Source organism: Histidinibacterium lentulum (genome assembly GCF_003789055.1).
Classification (GTDB): domain Bacteria; phylum Pseudomonadota; class Alphaproteobacteria; order Rhodobacterales; family Rhodobacteraceae; genus Oceanicola; species Oceanicola lentulus.
Map to the genome: position 1 here is coordinate 31547 of NZ_ML119093.1, position 24773 is coordinate 56319.

General features: G+C 71.5%; 28 protein-coding genes. 13 read left to right on the forward strand and 15 right to left on the reverse strand.

Going from position 1 to position 24773, the window contains the following annotated elements; all coding sequences use genetic code 11:
* Nucleotides 1–23 precede the first annotated feature (23 nt).
* Together EAT49_RS19565 and thpR are read left to right on the forward strand one after the other, a co-directional pair.
* Nucleotides 24–797, forward strand: coding sequence for an enoyl-CoA hydratase-related protein (locus tag EAT49_RS19565; protein ID WP_123644001.1), 774 nt, complete (start codon nt 24–26; stop codon nt 795–797).
* Between the two features lie 14 nt (nt 798–811).
* Nucleotides 812–1363 carry an RNA 2',3'-cyclic phosphodiesterase gene (thpR, locus tag EAT49_RS19570; RefSeq protein ID WP_123644002.1) on the forward strand — a complete coding sequence of 184 codons (552 nt, stop codon included), beginning with the start codon at nt 812–814 and terminating at the stop codon, nt 1361–1363.
* A gap of 62 nt (nt 1364–1425) precedes the next feature.
* On the opposite strand, the gene EAT49_RS19575 is transcribed toward thpR, so the two are convergent.
* The 3 genes from EAT49_RS19575 to gltX all read right to left on the reverse strand — a co-directional run bounded on the left by EAT49_RS19575 (nt 1426) and on the right by gltX (nt 4664).
* Nucleotides 1426–1953: a GNAT family N-acetyltransferase gene (locus EAT49_RS19575; protein ID WP_342773833.1), complete on the reverse strand. Its 528-nt coding sequence runs from the start codon at nt 1951–1953 to the stop codon at nt 1426–1428.
* On the reverse strand, nt 1871–3175 hold the full coding sequence (gltA, locus tag EAT49_RS19580; protein ID WP_123644004.1) for a citrate synthase: 1305 nt from the start codon (nt 3173–3175) through the stop codon (nt 1871–1873). The genes EAT49_RS19575 and gltA overlap by 83 nt, the downstream gene beginning before the upstream one ends.
* Nucleotides 3176–3251: 76 nt before the next feature.
* Nucleotides 3252–4664 (reverse strand): glutamate--tRNA ligase, encoded by a 1413-nt coding sequence (gene gltX, locus EAT49_RS19585; RefSeq protein WP_123644005.1) that lies wholly within the window; start codon nt 4662–4664, stop codon nt 3252–3254.
* A gap of 79 nt (nt 4665–4743) precedes the next feature.
* Here gltX and EAT49_RS19590 point away from each other — a divergent pair, with 79 nt between their 5' ends.
* On the forward strand, nt 4744–6828 hold the full coding sequence (locus tag EAT49_RS19590) for a ComEC/Rec2 family competence protein (protein ID WP_342773831.1): 2085 nt from the start codon (nt 4744–4746) through the stop codon (nt 6826–6828).
* Here the strand turns inward: EAT49_RS19590 and lexA are convergent.
* The 6 genes from lexA to EAT49_RS19620 all read right to left on the reverse strand — a co-directional run bounded on the left by lexA (nt 6822) and on the right by EAT49_RS19620 (nt 11677).
* Nucleotides 6822–7511: a transcriptional repressor LexA gene (gene lexA, locus EAT49_RS19595; protein WP_123644006.1), complete on the reverse strand. Its 690-nt coding sequence runs from the start codon at nt 7509–7511 to the stop codon at nt 6822–6824. The two genes, EAT49_RS19590 and lexA, sit on opposite strands and share 7 nt — an antisense overlap.
* 116 nt (nt 7512–7627) lie before the next feature.
* Nucleotides 7628–8800: a molybdopterin molybdotransferase MoeA gene (locus tag EAT49_RS19600; protein WP_123644007.1), complete on the reverse strand. Its 1173-nt coding sequence runs from the start codon at nt 8798–8800 to the stop codon at nt 7628–7630.
* Nucleotides 8797–9273, reverse strand: coding sequence for a cyclic pyranopterin monophosphate synthase MoaC (moaC, locus tag EAT49_RS19605; RefSeq protein ID WP_123644008.1), 477 nt, complete (start codon nt 9271–9273; stop codon nt 8797–8799). The genes EAT49_RS19600 and moaC overlap by 4 nt, the downstream gene beginning before the upstream one ends.
* Complete coding sequence (trpC, locus tag EAT49_RS19610) at nt 9274–10083, reverse strand: indole-3-glycerol phosphate synthase TrpC (RefSeq protein ID WP_123644009.1); 810 nt, start codon at nt 10081–10083, stop codon at nt 9274–9276.
* Nucleotides 10080–11099, reverse strand: coding sequence for an anthranilate phosphoribosyltransferase (trpD, locus tag EAT49_RS19615; protein ID WP_123644010.1), 1020 nt, complete (start codon nt 11097–11099; stop codon nt 10080–10082). The genes trpC and trpD overlap by 4 nt, the downstream gene beginning before the upstream one ends.
* On the reverse strand, nt 11096–11677 hold the full coding sequence (locus EAT49_RS19620; protein WP_123644011.1) for an anthranilate synthase component II: 582 nt from the start codon (nt 11675–11677) through the stop codon (nt 11096–11098). Before EAT49_RS19620 ends, trpD begins: the two co-directional genes overlap by 4 nt.
* Before the next feature lie 136 nt (nt 11678–11813).
* Between EAT49_RS19620 and EAT49_RS19625 the strand changes: the two genes are divergently transcribed.
* From EAT49_RS19625 to EAT49_RS19635, 3 genes are all read left to right on the forward strand, one after another.
* Nucleotides 11814–13436 (forward strand): divergent polysaccharide deacetylase family protein, encoded by a 1623-nt coding sequence (locus EAT49_RS19625; RefSeq protein ID WP_123644012.1) that lies wholly within the window; start codon nt 11814–11816, stop codon nt 13434–13436.
* A 212-nt stretch (nt 13437–13648) separates the two neighbouring features.
* Nucleotides 13649–14689 carry an aldo/keto reductase gene (locus tag EAT49_RS19630; RefSeq protein ID WP_123644013.1) on the forward strand — a complete coding sequence of 347 codons (1041 nt, stop codon included), beginning with the start codon at nt 13649–13651 and terminating at the stop codon, nt 14687–14689.
* Nucleotides 14690–14694: 5 nt separating this feature from the next.
* Nucleotides 14695–15210, forward strand: coding sequence for a CIA30 family protein (locus EAT49_RS19635; protein WP_123644014.1), 516 nt, complete (start codon nt 14695–14697; stop codon nt 15208–15210).
* 9 nt (nt 15211–15219) lie between these two features.
* Here EAT49_RS19635 and EAT49_RS19640 read toward each other — a convergent pair whose 3' ends face one another.
* Nucleotides 15220–15915 (reverse strand): NUDIX hydrolase, encoded by a 696-nt coding sequence (locus EAT49_RS19640; protein ID WP_246003917.1) that lies wholly within the window; start codon nt 15913–15915, stop codon nt 15220–15222.
* Nucleotides 15905–16321 (reverse strand): DUF983 domain-containing protein, encoded by a 417-nt coding sequence (locus EAT49_RS19645; RefSeq protein WP_246003918.1) that lies wholly within the window; start codon nt 16319–16321, stop codon nt 15905–15907. Before EAT49_RS19645 ends, EAT49_RS19640 begins: the two co-directional genes overlap by 11 nt.
* Nucleotides 16322–16533: 212 nt before the next feature.
* Between EAT49_RS19645 and EAT49_RS19650 the strand changes: the two genes are divergently transcribed.
* The 4 genes from EAT49_RS19650 (at nt 16534) to EAT49_RS19665 (ending at nt 18539) form a co-directional block, all read left to right on the forward strand.
* A complete protein-coding gene (locus tag EAT49_RS19650) occupies nt 16534–17013 on the forward strand; it encodes an EF-hand domain-containing protein (RefSeq protein WP_185020846.1) in 480 nt (159 codons plus the stop codon).
* 91 nt (nt 17014–17104) lie between these two features.
* The gene (locus EAT49_RS19655; protein WP_123644016.1) at nt 17105–17704 is read left to right on the forward strand and encodes an RNA polymerase sigma factor; all 600 of its coding nucleotides are present in this window, start codon (nt 17105–17107) and stop codon (nt 17702–17704) included.
* Nucleotides 17697–18056, forward strand: a complete 360-nt coding sequence (locus tag EAT49_RS19660; protein WP_123644017.1) for a dihydroorotate dehydrogenase — start codon at nt 17697–17699, stop codon at nt 18054–18056. The genes EAT49_RS19655 and EAT49_RS19660 overlap by 8 nt, the downstream gene beginning before the upstream one ends.
* Nucleotides 18057–18539, forward strand: coding sequence for a periplasmic heavy metal sensor (locus EAT49_RS19665; RefSeq protein ID WP_123644018.1), 483 nt, complete (start codon nt 18057–18059; stop codon nt 18537–18539). It begins immediately after the preceding gene.
* Nucleotides 18540–18545: 6 nt separating this feature from the next.
* Here EAT49_RS19665 and EAT49_RS19670 read toward each other — a convergent pair whose 3' ends face one another.
* Nucleotides 18546–19931 (reverse strand): diguanylate cyclase, encoded by a 1386-nt coding sequence (locus EAT49_RS19670; protein ID WP_123644019.1) that lies wholly within the window; start codon nt 19929–19931, stop codon nt 18546–18548.
* A gap of 103 nt (nt 19932–20034) precedes the next feature.
* Between EAT49_RS19670 and EAT49_RS19675 the strand changes: the two genes are divergently transcribed.
* The 3 genes from EAT49_RS19675 (at nt 20035) to EAT49_RS19685 (ending at nt 21902) form a co-directional block, all read left to right on the forward strand.
* A complete protein-coding gene (locus EAT49_RS19675; protein WP_425459540.1) occupies nt 20035–20313 on the forward strand; it encodes a DUF3572 domain-containing protein in 279 nt (92 codons plus the stop codon).
* The gene (locus EAT49_RS19680; RefSeq protein ID WP_342773832.1) at nt 20310–21080 is read left to right on the forward strand and encodes an HAD family hydrolase; all 771 of its coding nucleotides are present in this window, start codon (nt 20310–20312) and stop codon (nt 21078–21080) included. Before EAT49_RS19675 ends, EAT49_RS19680 begins: the two co-directional genes overlap by 4 nt.
* 258 nt (nt 21081–21338) lie before the next feature.
* Complete coding sequence (locus EAT49_RS19685; protein WP_123644021.1) at nt 21339–21902, forward strand: fasciclin domain-containing protein; 564 nt, start codon at nt 21339–21341, stop codon at nt 21900–21902.
* A gap of 98 nt (nt 21903–22000) precedes the next feature.
* Here the strand turns inward: EAT49_RS19685 and dtd are convergent, their stop codons facing one another.
* The 3 genes from dtd to EAT49_RS19700 all read right to left on the reverse strand — a co-directional run bounded on the left by dtd (nt 22001) and on the right by EAT49_RS19700 (nt 24722).
* Nucleotides 22001–22444, reverse strand: a complete 444-nt coding sequence (dtd, locus tag EAT49_RS19690) for a D-aminoacyl-tRNA deacylase (RefSeq protein WP_123644022.1) — start codon at nt 22442–22444, stop codon at nt 22001–22003.
* Nucleotides 22441–23340, reverse strand: a complete 900-nt coding sequence (locus EAT49_RS19695) for a carbohydrate kinase family protein (RefSeq protein WP_123644023.1) — start codon at nt 23338–23340, stop codon at nt 22441–22443. Before EAT49_RS19695 ends, dtd begins: the two co-directional genes overlap by 4 nt.
* A 320-nt stretch (nt 23341–23660) precedes the next feature.
* Nucleotides 23661–24722: a TFIIB-type zinc ribbon-containing protein gene (locus EAT49_RS19700; protein WP_123644071.1), complete on the reverse strand. Its 1062-nt coding sequence runs from the start codon at nt 24720–24722 to the stop codon at nt 23661–23663.
* Between the last annotated feature and the right edge of the window lie 51 nt (nt 24723–24773).

Sequence of the window (24773 nt, forward strand, 5' to 3'; positions counted from 1 at the left end):
GCGAACACAGGACGGGGACGCCGATGGAGTACCAGACGATCCGCTACGAGGTGACCGGAGGCGTTGCGGTCGTGACGCTGAACCGGCCCGACGTGATGAACGCGCTCGATGCGCAGATGCGTGCGGAGATCCTGCACGCCCTGCGCCGGGCGCCCGGCGAGGCGCGGGTCGCGGTGATGACGGGACAGGGACGGGCGTTCTGTTCGGGCCAGGATCTGGGCGACGGGCGGGCAACGAACCTCGATCTGGAGCGGACGCTGCGGGACGAGTACATGCCGATGCTGCGCGCGATCGTGGATTGCCCGGTGCCCACGGTGGCGGCGGTGAACGGGCCCGCGGCGGGCGCGGGGGCCAATCTCGCGCTGGCCGCAGATGTCTGCATCGCCTCGGACGATGCCTATTTCATCCAGGCCTTCACCCGGATCGGGCTCATTCCCGACGCGGGCGGGACCTGGTTCCTGCCGCGGCAGGCGGGGCTTGCCAAGGCGATGGGCGCGGCGCTGTTCGCCGACCGGATCACGGCGCGCGAAGCCGCGGACTGGGGCATGATCTACGAGGCCGTGCCGGCGGAGAGCTTCTCGGCGCACTGGCGGGCCCGGGCGGAGCATCTCGCGAAGGGGCCGACGGCGGCCTACGGGCATCTGAAGACCGCGATGCGCGCGAGCCTCGACAACACGCTCGAGGAACAGCTGACGCTCGAGGCGCAGCTTCAGGGCCGGTGCGGCCAGACACGCGATTTCCGCGAAGGGGTCGTGGCCTTTCTCGAGAAGCGCCCGCCTGTCTACGAGGGGCGCTGAGGCCGGGGGGCGTCATGCGGGCATTCGTGGCTCTGGACCTGCCGCCGGGGGCGGAGGCGCCGCTCGTCCATCTTCAGGAGCGGCTGCCGCTGGGGCGGGCCACGGATCCCGACACGTTTCACGTCACGCTCGCCTTTCTGGGCGAGGAAGTGGACGACGAGACGCTGGGGATGGTGCATGACGGGCTCGCCGCGCTGCGTCTGCCGCCCGTTCCCGTCGCGGTGACGGGGCTGGGGACGCTGGGATCGGCGAGCCCGGCGATCCTCATGGCGGAGGTGGCCCTGACGTCCGAGCTGGAGACGCTGCAGGCGCGGGTCGCGAGCTGTGCGCGCCGGGCCGGCCTCACGCTCGAGCGGCGCCGGTTCCGGCCCCATGTGACGCTCGCCCGGTTCCGCCATCGCGTCGCGGGCGCCGATCTGGAGCGGCTCCGGCGGTTTCTCGAGGCCGAGGCCCGGTTCCGGCTCGAGCCGGTGCCGGTGACGAGCTTTGCGCTCTACGCCTCGACATTGACCAAGGCGGGGCCGGTGCACGAGGAGCTGGCGCGGTACCGGCTGGGCGGGTTGTGACGGCCGGGGATCCGCGCGGAGATGGGGTAAGCCGGGCTTGAGCCTGGCCTTGGCAGGGATCGTCACACCGAAGCCGCCGCCCCGGGGCGGGGGAGCCGCAGGTAGACGCTGTCGCAGGGTCGGTCCTCGAGGAGGTAGTAGTCGCGGGAGTAGCCCGTGACGCGGAAGCCGAGCCTTGAAAGCAGGATCACGGAGGCGAGGTTCTCCGGATCGACCTCGGCCTTGAGCGCGGGGACATCGAGGATGCCGAAAAGGTAGGGAATGAAGGCCGAGAGCGCCTCGTGAGCGAAGCCCTGGCGCCAATGCGCACGGTGCAGGATATACCCTATCTCGCCGCCGCCCGAATGGCCCGCTGCGCCGATGGCTGCGCCGTCCCGCTCGATCACCAGGAATTGCGCCGGGGCCGGACGGGCCATCTTCTCCGCCAACCGGGCGCGGGTGTCGTCGACCGTGGCTCCGCGTCGGCCGGCTCCGCCGGACGCAGGCGGAGCCGTTCCGTCTTCAGGATCACCGGCTCTCGATGTCGACGTAGTCGCGCTCCGTCTCGCCGAGATAGAGCTGGCGCGGGCGGCCGATCTTGAGCTGCGGATCGCTCAGTTGTTCCTTCCACTGGCTGATCCAGCCCACGGTGCGGCTGAGCGCGAAGATCGGGGTGAACATGGCGGTGGGGAAGCCCATCGCCTCGAGGATGATGCCTGAATAGAAGTCGACATTCGGGAAGAGCTTCTTCGAAACGAAATAATCGTCCTCGAGCGCCTGTTTCTCCAGCTCCTTGGCGGTTTTCAGGAGCGGGTTGTTCTCCACACCCAGAAGATCGAGCACCTCGTCGGCGCTTTCCTTCATCACCTTCGCGCGGGGATCGAAGTTCTTGTAGACCCGGTGGCCGAAGCCCATCAGGCGGAACGGGTCGTCCTTGTCCTTGGCCCGCGCGATGTATTCGGGGATGCGATCGGGCGTGCCGATCTCGCGCAGCATCTCGAGGCAGGCCTGGTTGGCGCCGCCGTGGGCAGGACCCCACAGGCACGCGATGCCCGCAGCGATGCACGCGAACGGGTTCGCGCCCGAGGACGAGGCGAGGCGGACGGTGGAGGTCGAGGCGTTCTGTTCGTGGTCGGCGTGGAGCGTGAAGATCCGGTCCATGGCCCGGGCGAGGATCGGGTCCACATGGTATTCGGCCGCCGGCACCGAGAAGCACATGTGCAGGAAGTTCTCGGCGTAGGTCAGATCGTTGCGCGGATAGACGAAGGGCTGGCCCACGGAATACTTGTAGGCCCAGGCCGCGATCGTCGGCATCTTGGCGATCAGCCGGATCGAGGCGACCTCGCGCTGCCAGGGGTCCGAGATATCGGTCGAGTCGTGGTAGAAGGCCGCCATGGCGCCCGCGACGCCGACCATGATCGCCATGGGATGGGCATCGCGGCGGAAGCCGGAGAAGAAGTTCCGCATCTGCTCATGCAGCATCGTGTGCATGGTCACGCGGTTCTCGAAATCCTCGAGCTGGTCCGAGGACGGCAGTTCGCCGTAGAGCAGCAGATAGCAGACCTCGAGGTAGTGAGACCGACCGGCGAGCTGGTCGATGGGATAGCCGCGGTGCAGCAGCTCGCCCTTGTCCCCGTCGATGAAGGTGATCGTCGAGTCGCAGGATGCGGTGGAGGTGAACCCCGGATCGTAGGTGAACACGCCCGCCTGCGCGTAGAGCTTGCGGATGTCGAGCACGTCGGGCCCTGCGGTGGGCGAATGGATCGGCAATTCGAAGTTCTGACCGTCGATGGTCAGCGTGGCGGTCCGCTGCGGGCGGGTATCGTCGGCCATGGATGTTCCCTTCACGATGGGCGCCCCCGGCCTCGGCCGGACGGCGAATGATCCGCACCGCCCCGGTGATGCCGGGTCAGGCGGCAGCGTCGGCGATCCGGGCGACGGTCTCCTCCCGCCCGAGAACAAGCATCATGTCGAACACCGACGGCGTCACGGTTCGTCCCGCGAGCGCGGCGCGGAGGGGGCCGGCAAGCTTGCCGAACTTGGTCCCGTTCGCCGCGGCCACGGCGTTCGCCGCTGCCTCCAGGTCTTCGCGGGTCCAGCTAGCAGTTTGCAGGTGCGGCGTCAATTCTGACAGTATACCACGGGATACCGGATCGAGCGCGGATTTCGCGGCCCCGTCCGGATCGAGCGGACGATCCGCCAGGATGAAGTGAGCCTTTTCAAGCAGTTCCGGAAAGGTCTTCGCGCGTTCTTTCAGGCAGTACATCCCCCGCGACAGGCCGTCGCGCTGCGCATCGGTCAGGGGTGACCGGCCGGCAGCCGCGAGATAGCCCTCGAGCTCATGCAGCAGCGCAGCATCCTCCGCGGCGGCGATATGCTGCCCGCAGAGATTCTCCAGCTTTTTCATGTCGAAGCGGGCCGGCGACTTGCCGATGCCCCTGAGGTCGAACCATTCCCGCGCCTCGCTGTCGGTGAAGTACTCGGCATCGCCATGGCTCCATCCGAGCCGTGTCAGGTAGTTGCGCATGCCCGCCGCCGGATAGCCCATGGCCCGGTACTCCGCCGCTCCGGTGGCGCCGTGGCGCTTCGACAGCTTCTTGCCGTCGGGGCCGAAGATCAGCGGCACATGGGCCATGACCGGCACGCGCCAGTCCATTGCCTCGTAGATCAGGGTCTGGCGGATCGCGTTGGCCAGGTGATCGTCGCCGCGGATCACGTGGGTGACGCCCATGTCGTGGTCATCGACCACCACGGCCAGCATGTAGACAGGCGAGCCGTCCGAGCGCAGGAGCACGAGATCGTCGATCTGGTCGTTCTGCCAGGTGACGTCGCCCTGCACCTCGTCACGCACGGTGGTGGCGCCCTCGCGCGGAACCTTGAGGCGGATCACGAAGGGGGCGTCGGGATGCTGATCCTCGGGGATCTCGCGCCAAGGCGACCGGAAGAGCGTGGACTGTCCGCGTTCCCGCGCCTGTTCGCGGAATGCCTCGATCTCGTCCTGGGTGGAGTAGCACCTGAAGGCGCGACCCCGGGCCAGCAGCGCGTGCGCGACCTCGGCGTGACGGTCGGCGCGGGTCGCCTGGCTGAGCGGTTCGCCGTCCCAGTCGAGCCCGAGCCAGCTCAGCCCGTCGAGGATGGCCTGGTGGTTCTCGTCGGTCGACCGAGCCCGGTCGGTATCCTCGATCCGCAGCAGGAACCGGCCGCCGCGCCCGCGAGCATAGAGCCAGTTGAAGAGCGCCGTGCGCGCGCCGCCGATATGCAGCGCCCCGGTGGGCGAGGGGGCGAAGCGGGTGACGACCTCTGTGGCGCCGGTCTCGGACATGGGACGCGTTTACCTCTCGCTAACCTCGATGGGGGACCATCGACGGGATACTGGGCGAAAGGACGGGGGACAAGTGGGCGTGCCGGGCCGGTTGACGGAGGCGCTGCTGGCGCAGCGGCCGGAGCTGTTCTGCTGGCTGCCGGTGGGGCTGGGCCTCGGCATCGGGATCTATTTCTCCCTCGGCGTCGAGCCGGGTGGCGTTGTCTATGCGCTTTGCGCGGCGCTCGTGGCCGGGGGCGCCGTCATGGCTCGGCTGCCGCGTCCGTGGCTGTCCCTTGTGGGCTGGGCGGTCCTTGCGGTGGCCGGAGGCGTGCTGGTGGCCGGCGCGCGGTCCAATGCGGTGGCGGAGCCGGTGCTCGGCTTTCGCTACTACGGGCCGATCGAGGGGCGGATCGTTGCCATCGACCGTTCCGCCTCGGACGCGCTCCGCCTGACACTCGACCGCGTGGTGCTGGAGAGGGTGCCACCTGGACGAACGCCCATGCGGGTGCGCGTGTCGCTGCATGGCGAGCAGGGCTGGATCGTGCCGGAACCGGGCCTTGTCGTCATCACCACGGGGCATCTTTCGCCGCCCTCCCGGCCGGTGGAGCCCGGCGGCTTCGATTTCCGGCGGATGGCCTGGTTCGACCGGCTGGGCGCCGTGGGCTACACGCGCAGTCCGGTGCTGATGCTCTCGCCACCGGAGGGCGACCCCCGGCTCTGGGTCTATCGCCAGCGGATGGCGGTGTCCCATGCGCTGCAGTCGGCCATGGGGGCCGAGGCAGGGGCCTTCGCGGCCGCGGTCACGACCGGGGACCGCTCCGCGATCCCGGCCGACGCGCTGCAATCCCTGAGGGACTCGAACCTGGCGCATCTCCTGGCGATCTCGGGGCTGCACATGGGGCTGCTGGTGGGGTTCGTCTTCGGGGCGGTCCGCTACGGACTGGCGCTCTGGCCGTGGGTGGCGCTGCGTCTCGACACGCGCCGCGTGGCCGCGGCGGTGGCCCTGGTCTGCGGTGCGGGCTATCTGCTGCTGTCGGGCGGCAGCGTGGCAACGGAACGGGCCTACATCATGGTCGCCGTCATGCTGATCGCCATCCTCGCGGGGCGGCTCGCGCTCACCTTGCGGGCCGTGGCGGTCGCGGCGGTCCTGGTGCTGCTGCGCCGGCCCGAGGAACTGGCCGGCCCGGGATTCCAGATGTCCTTCGCGGCGACCGCGGCGCTGGTCGCCGTATTCGGTGCCTTGCGGGGCCGCAGCCTCGGCCCGCGCTGGCTCGCCCGGATCGGCGCGGTGGTGCTGTCCTCCTTCGTGGCGGGGCTCGCCACGGCCCCCTTCGCCGCAGCCCATTTCAACCAGATCGCCCATTACGGGCTGATCGCCAACGTGCTGTCGGTCCCGGTCATGGGGGCGGTCGTGATGCCGGCGGCGGTCCTGGCGGCCTGTGCGGCGCCCTTGGGCCTTGCGGGGCCGGCGCTCTGGGTCATGGAGCGCGGCATCCTGTGGATCCTCACGATGGCGGACTGGGTTGCCGGCCTCGACGGCGCCGTCGGCCATGTGGTTTCGCCCGGTCCGGCGGTGTTGCCCCTGGTGACGGCGGCCGGGCTCTGGGCGATCCTGTGGCAAGGGCGCGGGCGACTTGCGGGGGCCGTGCCGCTCGCCCTGGCGGCCTGGCTCTGGTCGCAGGCGGAGCGGCCGGACCTGCTTGTGGCCGAGAGCGGCGCGCTGGTCGGTCTGATGACCTCAGAGGGCCGGGCCCTGTCCAAGCCGCGGGGGGACGGGTTCGCCGCGGGGATATGGCTGGAGAACGACGGCGCGCCGGTATCGCAGGAGGTTGCCCATGCCCTGGGCGCGATGGAGCGCGGACGTCCTGCGGCACTGGCGGGGCTGACGGTGCTGCATGTGACAGGGCAGGGTCGCCTCGACGACCTCGAGGACTGCGGTGGCGCCGACATCCTCGTGACGGACGGGGCGGCGGGGACACGACCCTGTCTCGTTCTCGACGCGCCGGCCCTGCGCCGCACGGGCGCTGTCGCCGGCTGGCTGACCGAGACGGGCGGTCTGCGCCTCGTCTCCGTCGCCGAGACGACGGGGACGCGGCTCTGGTCACCTGAAGGCACCGCCTTGCCGCTCCCGGCTCCGGAGCCGCCGGGCCATACCCTCGCCAGAGCGGTCCGGGATCAGTAGCCGCGGATCAGGCCGACAAGGCGTCCCTGGACCCGCACCTTCTCCGACGGCAGGATGCGCGTGGGATAGGCGGGATTGGCGGCCTCCAATGCGATCTGCGCCCCCTGGCGGCGGAACCGCTTCAGCGTGGCTTCCTGATCCTCGACGAGGGCCACGACGACATCGCCGTCGTCGGCGGTGCTCGTCTCGCGGATCACCACGACATCGCCGTCGTTGATGCCCATGCCGATCATCGAGTCGCCTTTCACCTCCAGCGCGTAGTGGGCGCCGCGGCCGATCATCGACTGCGGGACGGAAACCCGGCCCGCCTCTTCCGATATGGCGGCAATGGGAACGCCCGCGGCAATCCGGCCCATCACGGGAAGATCGATGGCGCCCGCGCCCTCCACCGGCATGGCGGACGGAGGCGGCGGATCCGCGGGGCGGCCGCCCTCGATCACCCGGGGCTCGAACCCCTTCGAGGCCATGGCTTCGGGCAGGCGCAGGATCTCGAGCGCCCGGGCCTTGTGAGCGAGGCGGCGGATATAGCCGCGTTCCTCAAGCGCGGTGATCAGGCGGTGGATGCCCGATTTCGACCGCAGGTCCAGCGCCTCCTTCATCTCGTCGAAACTGGGCGGCACGCCGTCGCGCTGCACGCGCTTGTGGATGAACTCGAGCAGGTCGAGCTGTTTTCGGGTGAGCATCCGACGCTTCTCCTCTGTCGCCGGGTCATGGACGCCGGGCTGATGCGTGCGGGCGGCACGTTTGCGGTGTGTTCTATATATGTTCGCGGTTTGTGTCAACCGGTCCCGCAACGACATCAGTCAAGTGCGATGTAGTCCACCGGATCGCCGGCCCTGCGCGGCGGATCGTCGGGCGCGCGGACCATGAGCGCGCCGGCCTCCGCCAGGATCGTCAGGAGGGCGCTGTCCTGGCTTCGCGCGGGCCTGAGGCCGTCATGCCCGAGGGTCGCGCGCATGTAGTGCTCGCGCGGGCCGTTGGCGGGGATGTCCATCGCGAGGGGCGCGCGCCGCCTTGGCACCGGCGCCATCGGCAGCCCGAGAAAGCCGTCGATCATGGGCCGGACGAAGATGTGCCCGCAAACCATTGCCGATACGGGGTTTCCGGGCAGTCCGACCACGGCCATCCTGTCGAGCCTGCCGGCCATGAGCGGCTTTCCAGGGCGCATCGCGACCCTGTAGAAGGCCCTCTCCATGCCCATCCGTTCCGCAACGGACCCGACCAGATCGTGGTCGCCCACCGAGGCGCCGCCGATGGTCAGCAGCAGGTCCGCGCCACGGGCAAGGCCGATCGCGGTCTCGAGGGAGGCGGCGTCGTCACGGGCGATGGGCAGAAGGCGCGGCGCCGCCCCGGCCCTGGTGAGGAGCGCATGCAGCCCGTAGCTGTTGGAGGCCACGATCTGGTCCGGTCCGGGGGTCTCTCCGGGCTGGACCAACTCGTTCCCTGTCGGCAGGATGGCCACCACGGGGCGCCGGGCCACGGTGACGCGCGCGATGTTCATCGCGGCCAGAAGCGCCACCCGGGCGGGCGTGAGGAGGCCGGGCGCAACTTTGTCTCCTGCTTGAAAGTCGCCCCCCAACGGCCTGATGTTGCGCCCTTCTCCGGGGTCATCGGTGATCTCGGCGGCGTCGTCCTCGTGGCGGATGTTCTCCTGGATCACCACGAGGTCCGCGCCCTCGGGGACCGGGGCGCCGGTGAAGATGCGCACCGCCTCGCCGGGGCCGACCTGTCCCGGAAACCGTCGACCCGCCGCGGATTCGCCGATCACGCGGAACCGGGCGCCGGGGCGGGCTTCGGCGGCGCGCAGGGCATAGCCGTCCATGGCAGCGCTGTCGAAGGGCGGCTGGCTCCGGAGCGCCACGGCGGGACCGGCCATCACGCGACCCGCCGCTTCCGACAGGGGCACCACTTCCGTGCCCGTGGGCCGGACCAGATCGAAAAGGTGCCGCAGCGCGTCGCTGACCGAGATCATGTGCGCGACCAGGGACCGGACTTGCCGCCCTCCTTGGACAAGAGGCGGATACCGCCGATTTCCATGTCCTTCTGCGCGGCCTTCAGCATGTCGTAGATCGTGAGGGCGGCGGCGGAGACGGCGGTCAGCGCCTCCATCTCCACCCCCGTGCGTCCGGACGTTCTCACCGTTGCGGTGATCCGGACGCCGGGCATCCCGGGGTCGGGCACGAGGTCCACGGCCACCTTGGTCACGGGAAGCGGGTGGCAGAGGGGGATGAGGTCGGAGGTGCGCTTGGCCCCGGTGATCCCCGCGATCCGCGCGATGCCCAGCACGTCGCCCTTCTCCGCCGTACCCCGGGTGACCAGCGCCAATGTATCGGCCGACATGGTCACATGGCCTTCGGCCACGGCCGTGCGCGCCGTCTCCGCCTTGTCCGAGACATCGACCATGCGGGCCTGCCCCGCCTCGTCGAAATGGGTGAGCTTCGCCATCTAGAGCCCTGATGCCACAAGAGGATCGGCAAGGAGGGCGCGCGTCGCAGCAGCCACGTCCTGCTGTCGCATCAGGCTCTCCCCGATCAGGAAGCACCGCGCTCCGTAGCGGGCGAGATCAGCGAGATCGGCGGGGGTGGAGAGGCCGCTTTCCGCCACCAGAAGCGCCTCGGGCGGGGCGAGGCGCGACAGGCGTCGGGTCACGTCGAGCGAGGTCTCGAACGTGTGCAGGTCGCGGTTGTTGATCCCCAAAAGGGGACTTTTCAGCAGGCTCGCCCGCTCCAGCTCCGCCTCGTCATGGACCTCGACCAGCACGTCCATGCCCCAGTCCCCTGCGGCGGCCTCGAGCTCGGCGGCCTGCCCGTCGGAGACTGATGCCATGATGATCAGGATGCAGTCGGCGCCGAGGGCCCGCGTCTCGGTCACCTGCCAGGGATCGTAGAGGAAATCCTTGCGCAGGGCGGGCAGGTCGACCGCGTCCCGCGCGGCGACCAGATAGTCGTCCGCGCCCTGAAAGGACGGCGCGTCGGTCAGGACCGAGAGGCAGGCCGCCCCGCCGTCGGCATAGGCCCGGGCCAGCGCAGGCGGGTCGAAATCCTGTCGGATCAGGCCCTTGGAGGGCGACGCCTTCTTGATCTCGGCGATCAGGCCGTAGCCGGTCTTGGCCGCGCGCCGCAGCGCGTCGGCGAACCCGCGGGGCGGGCTGGCGGCGCGGGCGCGGGCCTCCAGATCGGCGAGGGGTATGGCGGCCTTGCGCTCTGCCACCTCCTCGAGCTTGTAGGCCTTGATGCGGTCGAGAACCGTGGTCATGGGGCGCCTTTCGTGATCCGGCTCAGGGTTTCGACCGCACGCAGGGCCGCGCCCGAGTCGATGCTTTCGGCGGCCATCCGCGCGCCGTCGGTCAGGTCGGTCACCCGGTCGGCAATCAGCAGGGCCGCCGCGGCATTCAGGAGCACCGCGTCGCGGTAGGCGCCGATTTCGCCGGAGAGACAGGCGCGCAGGGCGGTGGCGTTTTCCTCGGGCGAGCCGCCGAGGATGTCGCGGAAGGGGTGGACGGGCAGACCGGCATCCTCGGGATGCACCTCGCGTCCGGTGATGCGGCCCTGGTCCAGCACCGCCACAGAGGTCGGCCCGCAGATCGAGATCTCGTCCGTGCCATCGGCGCCATGGACCAGCCAGGCCTTCTCGGCGCCCAGTTCCTGCAGCGTCTCGGCCATGGGCCAGATCAGGTCGATGGCGAAGGCGCCGGTGAGCTGGCGTTTCACACCTGCGGGATTTGTCAATGGTCCCAAGATGTTGAAGATCGTCTTTGTGCCGAGCTCCGCGCGGATCGGCGCCACATGCTTCATCGCCGGGTGGTGCATCGGCGCCATCATGAAGCCGATGCCGGCCTCGGCGATGGCCCGCTCGATGACCTCGGGGCCCACCATCACCTCGATGCCGAGCTGGCCGAGCGCATCAGCGGCGCCGGATTTCGAGCTGAGGTTGCGGTTGCCGTGCTTGGCCACGGGCACGCCCGCACCCGCCACGACGAAGGCGGTGGCGGTCGAGATGTTGAGCGTCCCCATGCCGTCGCCGCCCGTGCCGACGATGTCCATGGCGCCCTCGGGCGCGGTCACGGGAATGCAGCGCGCGCGCATGGCGGCGGCGGCGGCGGCGTATTCTGCCACGGCCTCGCCGCGCGCACGCATCGCCATCAGGAACCCACCGATCTGCGCCGGGCTCGCCTCGCCCTCGAACAGGAGTGCAAAGGCCGCCTCGGCCTGGGCGCGGCTGAGCGGTCCTTCGGAGGCGGCGTAGATCAGGGGCTTCATGGCGTCGGTCATGCGGGCTCCGGCACGGTGTCGAGGAAAGTTCGGAGCAGCCGGTGTCCATGCTCCGAGGCGATGCTCTCGGGATGAAACTGCACGCCCTGGATCGGCAGCGACCGATGGGCAAGGCCCATGATCGTGCCGTCTTCGAGTTCGGCGGTCACCTCGAGTGCCTCTGGCAGGGTCGCCCTCTCCACGACGAGGCTGTGGTAGCGGGTTGCCTCGAAGGGCGAGGGAAGCCCGGCGAAGACGCCGCGCCCCTCGTGACGAATGCGCCCCATCTTGCCGTGAACGATCTCGCCCGCCTGCACGACGCGGCCTCCGAAGGCCTGGCCGATGGTCTGATGTCCGAGGCAGACGCCGAGAAGCGGCGTCCGCGTCTCGGCGGCGGCAGCCGTCAGGGCAAGACAGATCCCGGCCTGATCGGGATCGCAGGGACCCGGAGAGAGCACGATGCCCGCGGGACGCAGGGCCATGGCGGCCTGCACGTCGATCGCGTCGTTGCGGCGCACCTCGACCGAGGCGCCGAGTTCGCCAAGATAATGGACGAGGTTGTAGGTGAAGCTGTCGTAATTGTCGATCAGCAGCAGCATGGCGGGCCCCGGTCCGGCGGGGCACTGGCCCCGTCTTGGCAGATGGGTGTAGGGTCGGGCTACATGGGCCGCAAAGCGATGCGGCGTCAAGGCCCCGGGGGCGCCCGGGACGGCAGGCGGTTCAGCAGGGGTGAGCATGGGACGGGGCATCTTCGCGGGCGTTCTCTGGGGCGGACTGGCATCGGTCCTGAGCCTCGGCCTGGCTTCCCTGGTCGCCGATCCTCCGCCCGGCGCAACCCCGCCAGAGGCGCCGCAGTCGACCGCTCCCGCCGAACCCGCCGGGGCGGAGGAGGCGGCGGCGCCCGACAGGCCTGCCACATCCGGCGACGCAGCTCCGCCGGGCGAAGTCGCGCGGGCCCCCTCGGCGCCGGACGCGCGGTCCGACGGTCCGGTGGGAGAGACGGAACCGCCGCCGCGCCCCGCGTCCAGCGCCGACGAGCCGGCCGCTCCCGAGAGTCCCGCCGTGCCGGACAGCCCGGCGGAACTGCCCGAGGCCGAGGCGGATCCCGCGCCGGCACGCGCCTCCGCGGCGGCTCCCGAAGAGCCGGCGGCGGGGGATGGCGCGCCGGAGCCCGAGACGGACCCGCTCGCCGAGCCCGTCGTGCAGCCGGACCCCGCGGCCCCCCAGGAGCCGGCGGATGTCGCCGGTCCTGCCACGGCCCCCGACGCCTCCGGGGATCCCGTGCCGCTGCGCCAGGAGGCGACGGCGCCCGACGCGCCTGCCTCCGGCGATGCCGCACCCACCGCGGAGACGGCGCCGACCGCCCGGCCCGTGGAAGCGGAGGAACCCGCGGCCCCGCAAAGTCCGGAGGCGACCGACCGGGCGGAGCTCGCCGCACCTCCGGAGCGCGGCGCGGTGGCGGCCGACCCCGGAACTCCTCCCGCGGCGCCGCAAGCAGAGGCCGCGCCCAGCGTGTCGACGGAGAGCGCCGCGCCCCCAGATGCCGGTGAGGAGGCCGCGGTCTCCCGGTTCGCCCTGTCCGCGGAGAGCGGCGGCGGCCTGCCTGGGCGGCCTGCGACGACGCCCGGGGCGTCAGCGGAGGACGCGCCGGTCGCGGCGATGGCGGAGGAGGCTCTGGACGCGGGCGCGCTGGCACGCTTCGGCACGGAGTTCGAGCGCGACGGGCGGCCGCTTCTGGCGGTGGTCCTGATCGATGCGGGCGCGCTGCCCGGAGGGGCGGCGGCGCTCGGCGGTCTGCCGATCCCGGTGACGATCGTGGTAGACCCGACCCGCCCCGATGCGGCGGCGGCGGCGGAGAGCTACCGCGCGGCGGGGCTCGAGGTCGGGCTCCTGTCGCCGGTGCCGCGGAACGCGACTCCGCAGGATGTCGAAGTCGCGCTGGCGGCGGCGCGGGCGGCGGTGCCCGAGGCGGTGGTTCTGGTCGATGCGGGCGACGGCGGACTCGCGGGCGATCCCCAGGCGATGGCGCGGGCCGTGGTGACGCTGGAGGAGGCGGGGATGGGTCTGGTCACGGTCAGTTCCGGGTTCAACGCCGGCCTGCGCGCGGCGGAGGCGGCCGGGGTTCCGGCGGCGCTCTTTTCGCGGGTCCTGGACAGGGACGCGGGGGATGCGGCGGCGGTTCGGCGGGCGCTGGATCAGGCGGCGTTCCGGGCGCGGCAGGATGGCGGGGCGGCGGTGATGGCACGGCTGACGCCGGACACGCTGTCGGCGCTGATCCTGTGGGGCACGGCGGCACGGGAGGGGCAGGTGCAGCCGGCCCCGGTGTCCGCGCTGCTGCTCGAGGCGGCTCCAGAATGAGGCGTTACACGATGAAACGCGCCGCAAGTAATTGTAAAAGATAAGAAATTATGCGTCTCGTACATCTGACGGGACCTCCTTCTCCGGAGGAGTCCCCCCGACATGCGCCGCCGGGACGGAAGGGTGGCCGGATCGCCGCCGCGCAGGGCTTGTGCGGTTGCTCCCTCCGATGGGCAGGCTAAGGTGCTGCGGCTGCAGCATGGGGGACAGGCATGAAACGGATGACGCTGGGACGCACGGGGATCGAGGTGACCGACTGGTGCCTCGGCACGATGACATTCGGCAACCAGACGCCGGAGGACGACGCGCACCGGCAGATCGACCTCGCCCTCGACGCGGGCGTGGATTTCATGGACTGCGCGGAGATGTACCCGGTGAACCCTGTCCGGGCCGAGACCATCGGCCTGTCGGAGGAGATCCTCGGAAACTGGTTCGCCAGGTCGGGAAAGCGCGACAACTGGATCGTCGCCACCAAGGTCACCGGCCCGATGCCCGCCGTCCGCGACGGGCGCGGCTTCGACGGGCCGACCATCCGGGAGACGGTGGAGGCCTCGCTGAGGCGGCTCAGGACCGACCGGATCGACATCTATCAGCTGCATTTCCCGATGCGCGGGAGCTATCACTTCAGAAGGTACTGGACCTACGATCCCTCCGGCCGCGACCCGGCCGAGGTCGAGGCGCACATGGTGGAGGTGCTCGAGACGTTGGGCGGGCTGATCGCCGAGGGCAAGCTGCGCGCGGTCGGGCTGTCGAACGAGACATGCTGGGGCACCTGCGCATGGCTGCGCCTTGCCGAGGCGCACGGCCTGCCGCGGATGGCCACGATGCAGAACGAGTATTCCCTCCTGTGCCGGCTTTACGACACCGACATGGCGGAGATGTCGGTGATGGAGGATGTGACGCTCCTGTCCTATTCTCCGTTGGGCGCGGGGCTGCTCACGGGCAAGTACCAGGACGGCAGGATTCCCCAAGGAAGCCGCATGGCCGGCAACGGCGACCTGGGCGGGCGCAAGACGGAGCGGGCCTTCGAGGCGGTGGCGGCCTATCTCGAGGTCGCGCGGCAGCACGGGCTCGACCCGGTGCACATGGCGCTGGCCTGGCAGCGCAGCCGCCCGTTTCCGATCTCCGCGATCTTCGGCGCCACCACCGATGCGCAGCTCGCCCATCTGCTGAAAGCGCGGGACCTGGAGCTGGCGCCGGAGGTGCTGGAGGAGATCGACGCCGTCCACAAGCGCCATCCGATGCCCTACTGACCGGGATGGGCGCGGCGGAGGTCATCGACGATTTCGCGGCGCCCTTTCCCCGCGCCGCCACCCGCACGGACTGGGCGATGGTCTCGGACCGGGTGATGGGGGGCGTCTCATCGGGGCGGCTCGATCCGCTGGAGGGCGAGCGGCGCGGGATGCGGCTGCGGGGCGAGGTGAGCCTCGAGAACAACGGTGGCTTCGTGCAGGCGGCGCTCGATCTGGCACCGGGCGATCGGTCGGTGGATGCCGCGGGCTGGGCCGGGATCGCGCTCGTGGTGCGGGGCAATGGCGAGCGCTACAACCTCCACCTGCGCACCGAGGATATCCGGCGCCCATGGGAATCCTACCGGGCCAGCTTTGTCGCGGGCGCGGACTGGGCCGAGGTAAGGCTGCCGTTCGCGGGGGTCGAGCCGCACCGGACCGCCGCGCCCTTCGATCCCGCGCGGCTGCGACGGATCGGGCTCGTGGCGATCGGACGGGAGTTTGGGGCGGATCTGTCGGTCGCGGACCTCAGGTTCTACGCCTGACACCGGCTTCTAGGCCCGTCCGTGGATCCTGCGGAAAGCCGCTTCCTCGGCGCCGTCGCGGTAGAAGGGCACATCGGTAGGCGGTCCGGCCCGGCCATGGCCCGCGCGCAGCTCCGCCAGCACGATCGAGGTGATGAAGGGCAGCCGCAGGCCCTGCACGGCGTCGAGCGGCACCCAGGAGAGGGCGCCGAGCTCGTCCTCGGCGCGGGAGAAATCGTCCAGATCGGACGCCAGGCGGTTCGCGTCGAGGGTGAAGAAGCGCGCGTCGAAGCGGCGGGGCCGTCCCGGAGGAGTGATCGCGCGGAAGACGAAGGTGAGGCCCGACGCATCGGGCCGGTGGCGGGTGCGCGCGAACCCGCGCCAGCCCCGCGGCGCGTCTGGCCAGGGCGCGGCGCGGCCCGCGATCTGGCCGGTTTCCTCCCAGAGCTCGCGGATCGCGGCGGCGGCGAGGGCGTTGGGGGTACGGGCGCTCTCCACGGCGAGACGCGCGGCGCAGGTCGGATTCAGTCCGCCGGCAAGGGAGATCGCGGCGTCGCCCGGATCGACGGCGCCGCCCGGGAAGACGACATGGGAGGGCATGAAGGCCGCGGAGGCGCCGCGGCGGCCCATCAGGACCGCCGGGCCGCCGGCCGTCTCGCGCAGGACGATTATCGTGGCGGCATCCCGGACGGGAACGCCCGGATCGGTCACCGGATCAGGCGGCACCGCCGAAGCCGTGCATCCGCCGCGCCCACTGGATGCCCACGACGAGACCCTTCATGCGCGGCAGCAGGTAGAGCGACAGTGCCACGCAGCCCAAGGTGAGCAGGGTCGCGAGCACGAGGGGATCGGGCCGCAGGCGGACGAAGAGCACATGGATCACCGGCGCCATGAGGTGACCCACGACGAGGATCGTCAGGTAGGCCGGACCGTCGTCGGCCCGGTGGTGATGCAGGTCTTCGCCGCAGACGGGGCAGGCGTCGGCGACCTTCAGATAGCCCTCGAAGAGCGGCCCCTGGCCGCAGTTCGGGCAGCGCCGGCGCAGCCCGCGCACCACGGCGGGCCGCGTGGGCCGCTCCGGCTGCGGGTCGCGGCTCTCTTCGGTCTCGCTCAGGTAGGAATCCCTCGGCACGGGCAAGGCTTTCTGCTGGGGGTTGCCACTCCAGACATGCGCCCAAGATGCCCGGATTGGAAGTGGCAGGGCGGAACCCGCGTCGGCATGTCGCGCGACGGACCTTGCGGACCTTCTCTCCGGAGCGCGACGGAATGATCCCGGTGCTCCGTTCGAGGGTGGACTTCGGCGGATCCGCCGGAGCGTTGCGCGTACCTTCGAAAGGACGGACGATGACCTTGAAGACCCATCTCATGATCGCCGCGCTGGCTGCGGCGGCACTGACCACCCCGGCGGACGCCCAGGGCCGCGGAGACCTGAGCGGCGCGCTTTCGGGCTTCGCGGAGCTCGACGCCGACGGCGATGGCGTGCTGAGCGCCGAGGAGCTGCGCGCGCCGATGGCGGCCCGTTTCGCCGCCGCGGATACCGACGGGAGCGGCACGCTGACGGCGGAGGAACTGGCCGCGGCGATCGAGGCGCGGATGGTCGAGCGCGGCGCGCAGATCGCCGAGCGGATGCTCGCGCGGCGCGATGCCGACGGCAGCGGCGACCTGAGCCTCGAGGAACTGGCCGGGCCGCGGCCGGCCATGTTCGAGCGGCTCGACACCGATGGCGACGGCGTCATCTCGGAGGAGGAGTTCGGGGCCCTGGCCGAGCGGCGGGGCTGGCGCGGGATCGTCGGCCATGGTCACCATGGCGGCGGGCGGCCCTGACGGGGTGACGGAATGCCACCGGGCGCGGCGATCGCCGTCCCGCCCGGTGCGCGATGGCGCAGACCCAGCCGGGACACTATGACCGAGGCCCATGACATCGCCTTCAGCCCCGCCCATCCGCGCCATGACGGAGCCGGACGACGGCGCGCTTCTTGCTGCCTTTGCCGCGGGCGATCTCGCGGCGGCGCGCCTGCTGACCGAGCGGCTGGCGCCGCGCGCGCTCGGGCAGGCGGGGCGGATGCTCGGCGATGCGGCGGAGGCGGAGGACGTGGTGCAGGAGGCGCTTCTGCGGCTCTGGCGGATCGCGCCGGACTGGCGCCACGGCGAGGCGCAGGTGTCGACCTGGCTCTGGCGGGTGGTGGCGAACCTCTGCACCGACCGGCTGAGGGCGCGGCGCCGCGGCGTGCCCCTGGAGAGCGTGGCGGAGCCCGAGGACGGGCGGCGGTCCGTGGCCGAGGAGATGCAGGCCCGGGCGCGGGCCGAGGCCCTGCGGGCGGCGCTGGCGGAGCTGCCGCCGCGCCAGGCGGAGGCGGTGGCCCTGCGGCATCTGGAGGGTCTGGGGAATCCGGAGATCGCCCGGATCATGGACATGAGCGTCGAGGCGGTCGAGAGTCTGACCGCGCGGGGGCGGCGGGGGCTGAGGGCCTTGCTGGCCGGGCGCCGGGAGGAACTGGGGTTCGAGGATGACTGAGAGGCCGAGGGACGGACTGGCGGACGAGGAACTCGACGCGCTCTTCTCGGCGGCGCGGTCCGGGGGGGCGCCCGTGCCGCTCTCCGCTGACTTCGTCGAGCGGGTCGTGGCGGATGCGGCGGCGGAGCGGGCGGCGTCCCGCCCGGCGGACGCCGTCAAGGCGGGCCGCGTGCCCGGGGCGGGTCTCTGGGCGATGCTGGGCGGTTGGGCCGGGGCCTCGGGGCTCGTGGCGGCGACCGCGGTCGGGGTCTGGATCGGTGTGGCGCAGCCGCTCGACCTGCCGGCACTGGGTGCGGCGCCGGTGGAACTGACGCTGATGCCCGAGAGCGACCTCTTCGGGATGGAGGGCTGAATGGCCGATGGCTGGCAGGTGTCGCGCCGGGTGCGGGTGCTTCTGGTGCTCTCGCTGGCGCTGAACCTCGCCGTGGCGGGGGTGGTGATCGGCGCGGTGGTCCGCGACGGCCCGCGCGGGGGCGGGCCGCGCATCGACATGACGCTCGGGCCGCTGGGGCGGGCGCTCTCGCCCGAGGACCGCAGGGCAGTCGTGCGCGACCTGCGGCAGAGCGGTGCGCTCGGAGGCATGGACCGTACGGCGCGGCGGCAGGCGCTGGAGGAGACGGTGGCGCTGCTCCGGGCGGAACCGTTCGAGCCGGAGGCGCTCGCCCGGGGCTTTGCCGCGCAGCGAGAGCGGGGGGGACGGCTGCTCGAGGCGGGGCACGGGGCGCTGGTGGCGCGGATCGCCGCGATGACGCCGCAGGAGCGGGCGGCGCTGGCCGACCGGCTGGAGGCCGAGACCCGGCAGGGTCCGACCGGAGGCGCGCGAACCGGTGGCTGACGCCGCTCAGGCGGCAGAGAGGCTGACCGTGTTCCGGCCCGCGGATTTCGCCGCATAGAGCGCCGCGTCGGCGCGGCTGACGATGCTCTCGATCTCCTCCGCGCCGCCGGCGTCGCCGAGCGCCACGCCGATGGACAGCGTCACCTGAACGGGCGCGCGGCGGCCGGGGATGGCGAAGCGGGTTTCCTCGATCAGCGCGCAGAGCCGTTCGGCCACAATGCAGGCCTGTCGCGCGTCGTGTCCGGGAAGGGCGATCAGGAATTCCTCTCCGCCGATGCGGGCGACGAGATCCCCCGGGCGGATGGCGTCGCGGAGCCTGCGCGCCACCTCGCGCAGGACGGCATCGCCCGCGGCATGGCCGAAGCGGTCATTGATGCGCTTGAAATGGTCGATGTCGAGGACCAGCATGGCGAAGCCCGCGCCGCCCTCGCGCGCGCCGAGGGCGAGGCCGCGCAGGTGTGGCTCTGCATAGCGGCGGTTGTAGAGGCCGGTCAGCGGATCGGTGACCGCCGCGCGCAGGCCGTCGTGGAAGGAGGCGCGCAGGCTGTCGTTACGGCGCTTGCGCGCCAGGATGCGGCGGCTGCGAAGCTCGAGTTCGGCGAGGGAGACGTCGTGGCGCACGATGTCGTCGGCGCCGAGGTCGAGGGCCATGGCGGCCATGCCCTCCGCCCTCGGAGGCAGGATGACCAGCTGCCCGGCATGCCGGCTGTCGGAGCGGGCGCGCAGCTCCGGAATCAGCCGAAGGATGTCCTGGGCGAAGCGGTCCTCCTCCATCGGGGTGGCGTCGATCACGAAGAGGTCGATGTTGCGACCCGCCCCGCCGGGGCTGAGAGCCGCCTGCGGAGAGACCACGCGCACGCCGCCCGGCAGGCTGCCGCGCAGGGACTGGGCGCGCAGGAGGCCTGCGGGCGATTGCGGGATCACCAGGGCGGTCTGGCCCGGTCCGTGGAACTGCATGGCGGCCTCGGCGAGGCCGAGCATCGTCGCGGCCTCGACCGGCGGCGCCAGTTCGGCCGCGGCAGCGCGGCTGCGCAGAATGGACCGTATGCGGGCGGTCAGAAGCGCCTCCTGCAGGGGCTTCGTCACGACCTCGTCGGCGCCCGCGGCGAGGGCGGCAAGACGCTCGTCGGGCCAGTCGAACCGGCCCAGCGCGATCACCGGGAGCGACGCGGTCCCCGGTCTCCGCCGCAGGTCCTGACAGAAACCCATGCCCCCTGCGGCGTCCGCGCCCATGTCGACCAGCACGAGGTCGGGCAGGCCCGCCGCGATCAGGGCCATCGCGCCGGCATGGGTGCCGGTGGCGCGCACGTCGTAGAGCGCCTCCCTCAGGTGGACCTTCAGGACGACGCGGCTGGTCACGACCGGGTCGAGGATCAGTATCTGCGACGGCATCTGGTTTTCCTCGTGAGAGTCTCGCCCGTTCCCGTCGCCAAGCTGCGCGTCTTTGGTTAAGGAACCGTTGCCCGGACCGGGGTCTCGCGGAAGGAGTGTGCCAGTGTCGCCGGATCATGCCGAAACCATCGCGCTGCAGGCCCTGGGCTGGCTCGCCGGAAACGACGAGCTGGCACCGGTCTTCCTCGGCTCCACCGGCGCCGCGGCGGAGGAGCTGAGGGAGCGTGCGACGGACCCGGCCTTCCTGGCCTCGGTGCTGGAGTTCCTGACCATGGACGACGCCTGGGTCGTGGCCTTCTGCGACGCCGCCGGCCTCGGCTACGAGATGCCGCTGCGCGCCCGCTATGCCCTGCCGGGCGCGGGTCAGGTGCACTGGACATGAGCGGGGCGCAGGACCCGGCGGGCGGAACCGCCTTCGAGCCGGTTTCGGGCCGGATGACCGGCGCGCGGGGCGGGCGGGGCCTGCGGGGGATCGTCTTCGACAAGGACGGCACGCTCTACGACTTCAACGCGACCTGGGGCGCCTGGACGCTGGGAATGCTGGAGGCGGAGGCGGGAGGCGACCCGCTGCTGGTGGAGGCCATGGCCGAGCTCCTCGGCTATGACCCGGAGGCGCGGAGATTCCGAAAGGACAGTCTCGTGATCGCCCATACGCCGGGCGAGATCGCCGACGTGATCGGGCCGCTCCTGCCGGGCCGTCCCTCCAAGGCGGAGATCGTCGGCCGGATGAACGCCCGCTCGGCGGTGGCGCCGCAGGTGGAGGCGGCGCCGCTGGGTCCGTTCCTCGACGGGCTGATCGGCCGAGGGCTGACGCTGGGCGTGGCCACGAACGATGGCGAGCAGCCCGCTCGCGCCCACCTGGAGGCCTCGGGCGTGGCGGACCGCTTCGCCTTTCTGGCCGGCGCGGACAGCGGGCATGGCTACAAGCCCGGACCCGGGCAGCTGCGCGCCTTCTGCGAGGCGACGGGCCTGATCCCCTCCGAGGTGGCCATGGTCGGCGACAGCGCCCACGACCTGCTCGCGGGACGGGCGGCGGGCATGGTCACGGTGGGCGTCCTGACGGGGCTGGCCGAGGAGGCCGATCTCGCGCCGCTGGCGGAGGTGGTGCTGACCTCGATCGCGGACCTTCCCCGCTGGCTCGACCTGTAACCGCAGCGACGCCGGGGGTGGCTTTCAGCGGGCGGGCGGCCTGCCGCCGCAGCCGCCCTGGCGGATCACCAGGACCACCGATCCCCCGTGTCGAGCCGCTGACGCCCGAGGCGTCGCCGCGCCCCGGGGCCGCCTCTGCTCTCGAAGCCGTGAAGTGGACCGCGAGCCCGGTCCGAAACTCTCTCCGTCCGCCTGTCGTGTCTTCGGTGTGCGCGGCCCGGACGGGGCGCGTCACAGGACACCAAACGGGAGAAACCGATGACCAAGACCTTCACCGCGCTTGCCGCAGCCCTCGCCGCGACCGTCGGCACCACGGCCGTCGCCCAGGACAATCCCACTGTCGGCGGCGCGCCGATGATGGCGGACATGACGATCGTGGAGAATGCCTCGATGGCGCCGAACCTGACGACCCTGGTCGCCGCCGTGCAGGCCGCGGATCTCGTCGACACGCTGGCCAGCGACGGCCCCTTCACCGTCTTCGCGCCCACGAACGACGCGTTCGGGGAGATCAGCCAGGCTTCGCTCGAAACGCTGCTGATGCCCGAGAACCAGGCCACGCTGCAGCAGATCCTGACCTGCCATGTCGTGGCCGCAGAAGCCTTTTCCGGCGCGATCGCGGGCATGATCTCCGATGACGGCGGCGCGCATCCGGTGGAGACCGTGGGCGGCTGCACGCTGACCGCGACGATGGACGGCGGGATGATCCGGCTCGCGGACGAGAACGGCCGGGTGGCCACGGTCACCGTGGCCGACGTCGACCAGTCGAACGGCGTGGTTCACGTCATCGACCGGGTGATCCTGCCCGAAGGGTTCGCCGGCTGAGACGTCGGCCGGCGGAGTGTCCGGCCGCCCCTCCCTCGGGGCATGTGTGTGTCTGCCGGACAGGTCGAAGGTCGCCCCCGAGGGCGGCCTTCGGTCGTTCAGGCGGCCGTGTCGAGCCAGATGGTGACCGGGCCGTCGTTCACGAGGGCCACCTTCATCTCCGCGCCGAAACGGCCGGTCGCCACCGTCAGATCCTCGCGGCGCAGCGCCTCCGCGAGGGACAGGTAGAGCCGCTCGGCCTCGGCGGGGGCCGCGGCACCGGAGAAGCCGGGGCGGTCGCCGCGGCTCGTGTCGGCCGCGAGGGTGAACTGGCTGACGACGAGGGCCGAGCCGCCCGCGTCGCGGACCGAGAGGTTCATCTTGCCGGCCGCGTCCTCGAAGATGCGCAGCTTGGCGATCTTCGCGGCGAGGCGGGCGACCGTGGCGTCGTCGTCGCCTGGCATGGCGCAGGCGAGGATCAGGAGGCCCGGCCCGATCTCGCCGATGCGGGTACCCTCCACGGTGACCGACGCCTCCGAGACCCGCTGCAGGACCGCCCTCACAGCTCGTCCGCGCGGGGCGGGTTGGCGCCGGCGCGGGAGACGGTCACTGCGGCGGCCCTGGCGCCATAGGCGAGCGCCGCCCGGATCTCGTCTTCGGTGAGCGCCGCCAAGCGGTCCTTCGTCAGCGCGCCGGCGGTGTGGAGGCTGGCGAGGAGGCCCGCGTTGAACGTGTCGCCGGCGCCGACGGTATCGACGACCGTGGCCTTCTCGGCGGGCACGAAGATCTCGCCGCTCGCGGTGTGGCCCGTCACGCCCCTTGCGCCCTCGGTCACGCAGAGAAGGCGCGGGCCCTTGCCGAGCAGGCTCGCCGGGTCGTGGCCCAGCCAGGCGAGATCCTCGTCGGAGACCTTCACGATGTCGGCCGCGGCGATCATCGCGTCGATGCGGGCGCGGTAGCGGGGTTCGTCGCGGATGAAGCCCTCGCGGATGTTGGGGTCGAGCATGGTGACCTTCGCGGGCGCCTCGCGCAGCATCAGCGCCTCGTAGGCGGCGCCGCAGGGATCGACGGCGAGGCTGATGCCGCCGAAGAACAGGGCGGTGTCGGGGACCTCGGCAGGCAGGTCCGCCTCGGTCAGCATGCGGCCGGCGGTGTTCTCGTCGTAGAAGGCGTATTTCGCGTGACCGCCCGTCAGGGTGACGAAGGCGAGCGTGGTGGGGCGGTCGGAGAGGGCGGCGGGGCTGCTGTCGACGCCGCTCTCTTCGAGGGCGGCGCGGAGCTGGTCGCCGAAGAGGTCGGTGGAGAGGCCGGAGAAGAACCGGGTGGGCGCGCCGAGGCGGCCGAGGGCGATGGCGGTGTTGAAGACGGCGCCGCCGGCATAGGGGGCGAAGGCGGGCTCTCCGGCATCGGTGTGCCGGGGCAGCATGTCGATGAGAGCCTCTCCGCAGGCCAGGATCATGGGTCGCTCCTCGGGTATGGGTCGTGGGACCATGCCGCCCGGGTGGGCGGGAGGCAAGGGGCAGGGACAGGGGGAAGAGCGGGGCGTCCACGCGTGGACATCGGATCATACCATTGAAATAGAACTATTTTTCGGAATGATGGGGTGTGGCGTTAACCATTGTCCGGGGTGTCGCCCGCGCGGTGGAGCGGGGGGATCCTGCGGGATTGGGCCCGGCATGCGGATGTCGTGTCGTCGGCGCAGGCCGGCCGGGGGCGGCCGGGCCGGGTCGGGTTTGCCGGGCCGAGGCCCGGCCTACGCTCTTGCGGCAGGGTATGGGCTCACATGTCCTGCCCGAAGTAGAAGACCACCCCCGCCACGATCAGCGCGAGGATCACCGCGAAGGCGATCTTCCACGCGGACCAGGGGCGCTCGCCCTGCACCTTGCCGGTGCGGGCGTTGACGACGAAGCGGTAGGATTTGCCGTTGTACTTGTAGGCGGCCATCCAGACCGGCAGCAGGATGTGCTTGAAGGTCACGTCCCGCACGTCCGTGTCCATGTCGTGGATGCGCTGGCGGTCGCCGCCGATGTCGCGGCGGATGTCCTGCTTGATGCGGGCGGCCATCTTCGCGCGGGCCTCCTCGTAGCCCTCGTCGAGATCGATCGTGTAGCCCTCGGCCCGGAAGCCCGCGAGGAAGGCGGGGCGGTAGGGCTGGAGCTCCTTGAGGTCCCAGGGTTCGAGCCCGTCGGTATAGCTTTTCGGCAGGGACCGGGAGGCCAGCACCAGCACGTCGTCGAAGAAGCGCGCCACGGTGCCCTGCCGGCGCGACCAGCGGGTGCGGCGCTCGCGGACGGTCTCGCGCTTGCCGTTGCGCATGACGGTGCGGGTGACGTAGTAGTCGTCCCCCCGTTCGCCCCGGTAGCGGGTCGTCGTGTCGGCGTCGTAGGTCCAGTAGGGGACGTAGATGCCGTTCATCTTCCGGCCCTTGCGGGCGTAGTCCTTGAGCCCGTTGGGGGCGAACCAGAGGCGGCCGAGCCACTTGGTCATGGCCTCGCGGGCCTGCGCCTCGGCGAGGGCGAAGGGCAGGACGCCCTTGGGCTTTATGTGCCGGTGGGTGCCGGTGCCGGTGACCACGGGGGTGGCGCAGAAGGGGCATTCGGTGGCCTGGGTGGCCTCGTCCACCTCGGTCTGGGCGCCGCAGGAGGGGCAGGAGACGACGCGGGTCTCCTCGATCTCGGCCGTGTCGAGCTCCCGGCGGACCGCGGTTGCGAAATCGAGCTCGCGGATGGCGGGCGGGCCGTCCCAGGGCCCCTCGTCCGCCGCCATGGCGCGGCTGTGGCCGCAGTGGTCGCAGACGAGTTGCGAGGTTCCGGGATCGAAGCGCATGTCGCTGCCGCACATGTCGCAGGGAAAGTGATGTTTCTCGTCGTCCACGCCTGGCCCCGAAGCTGC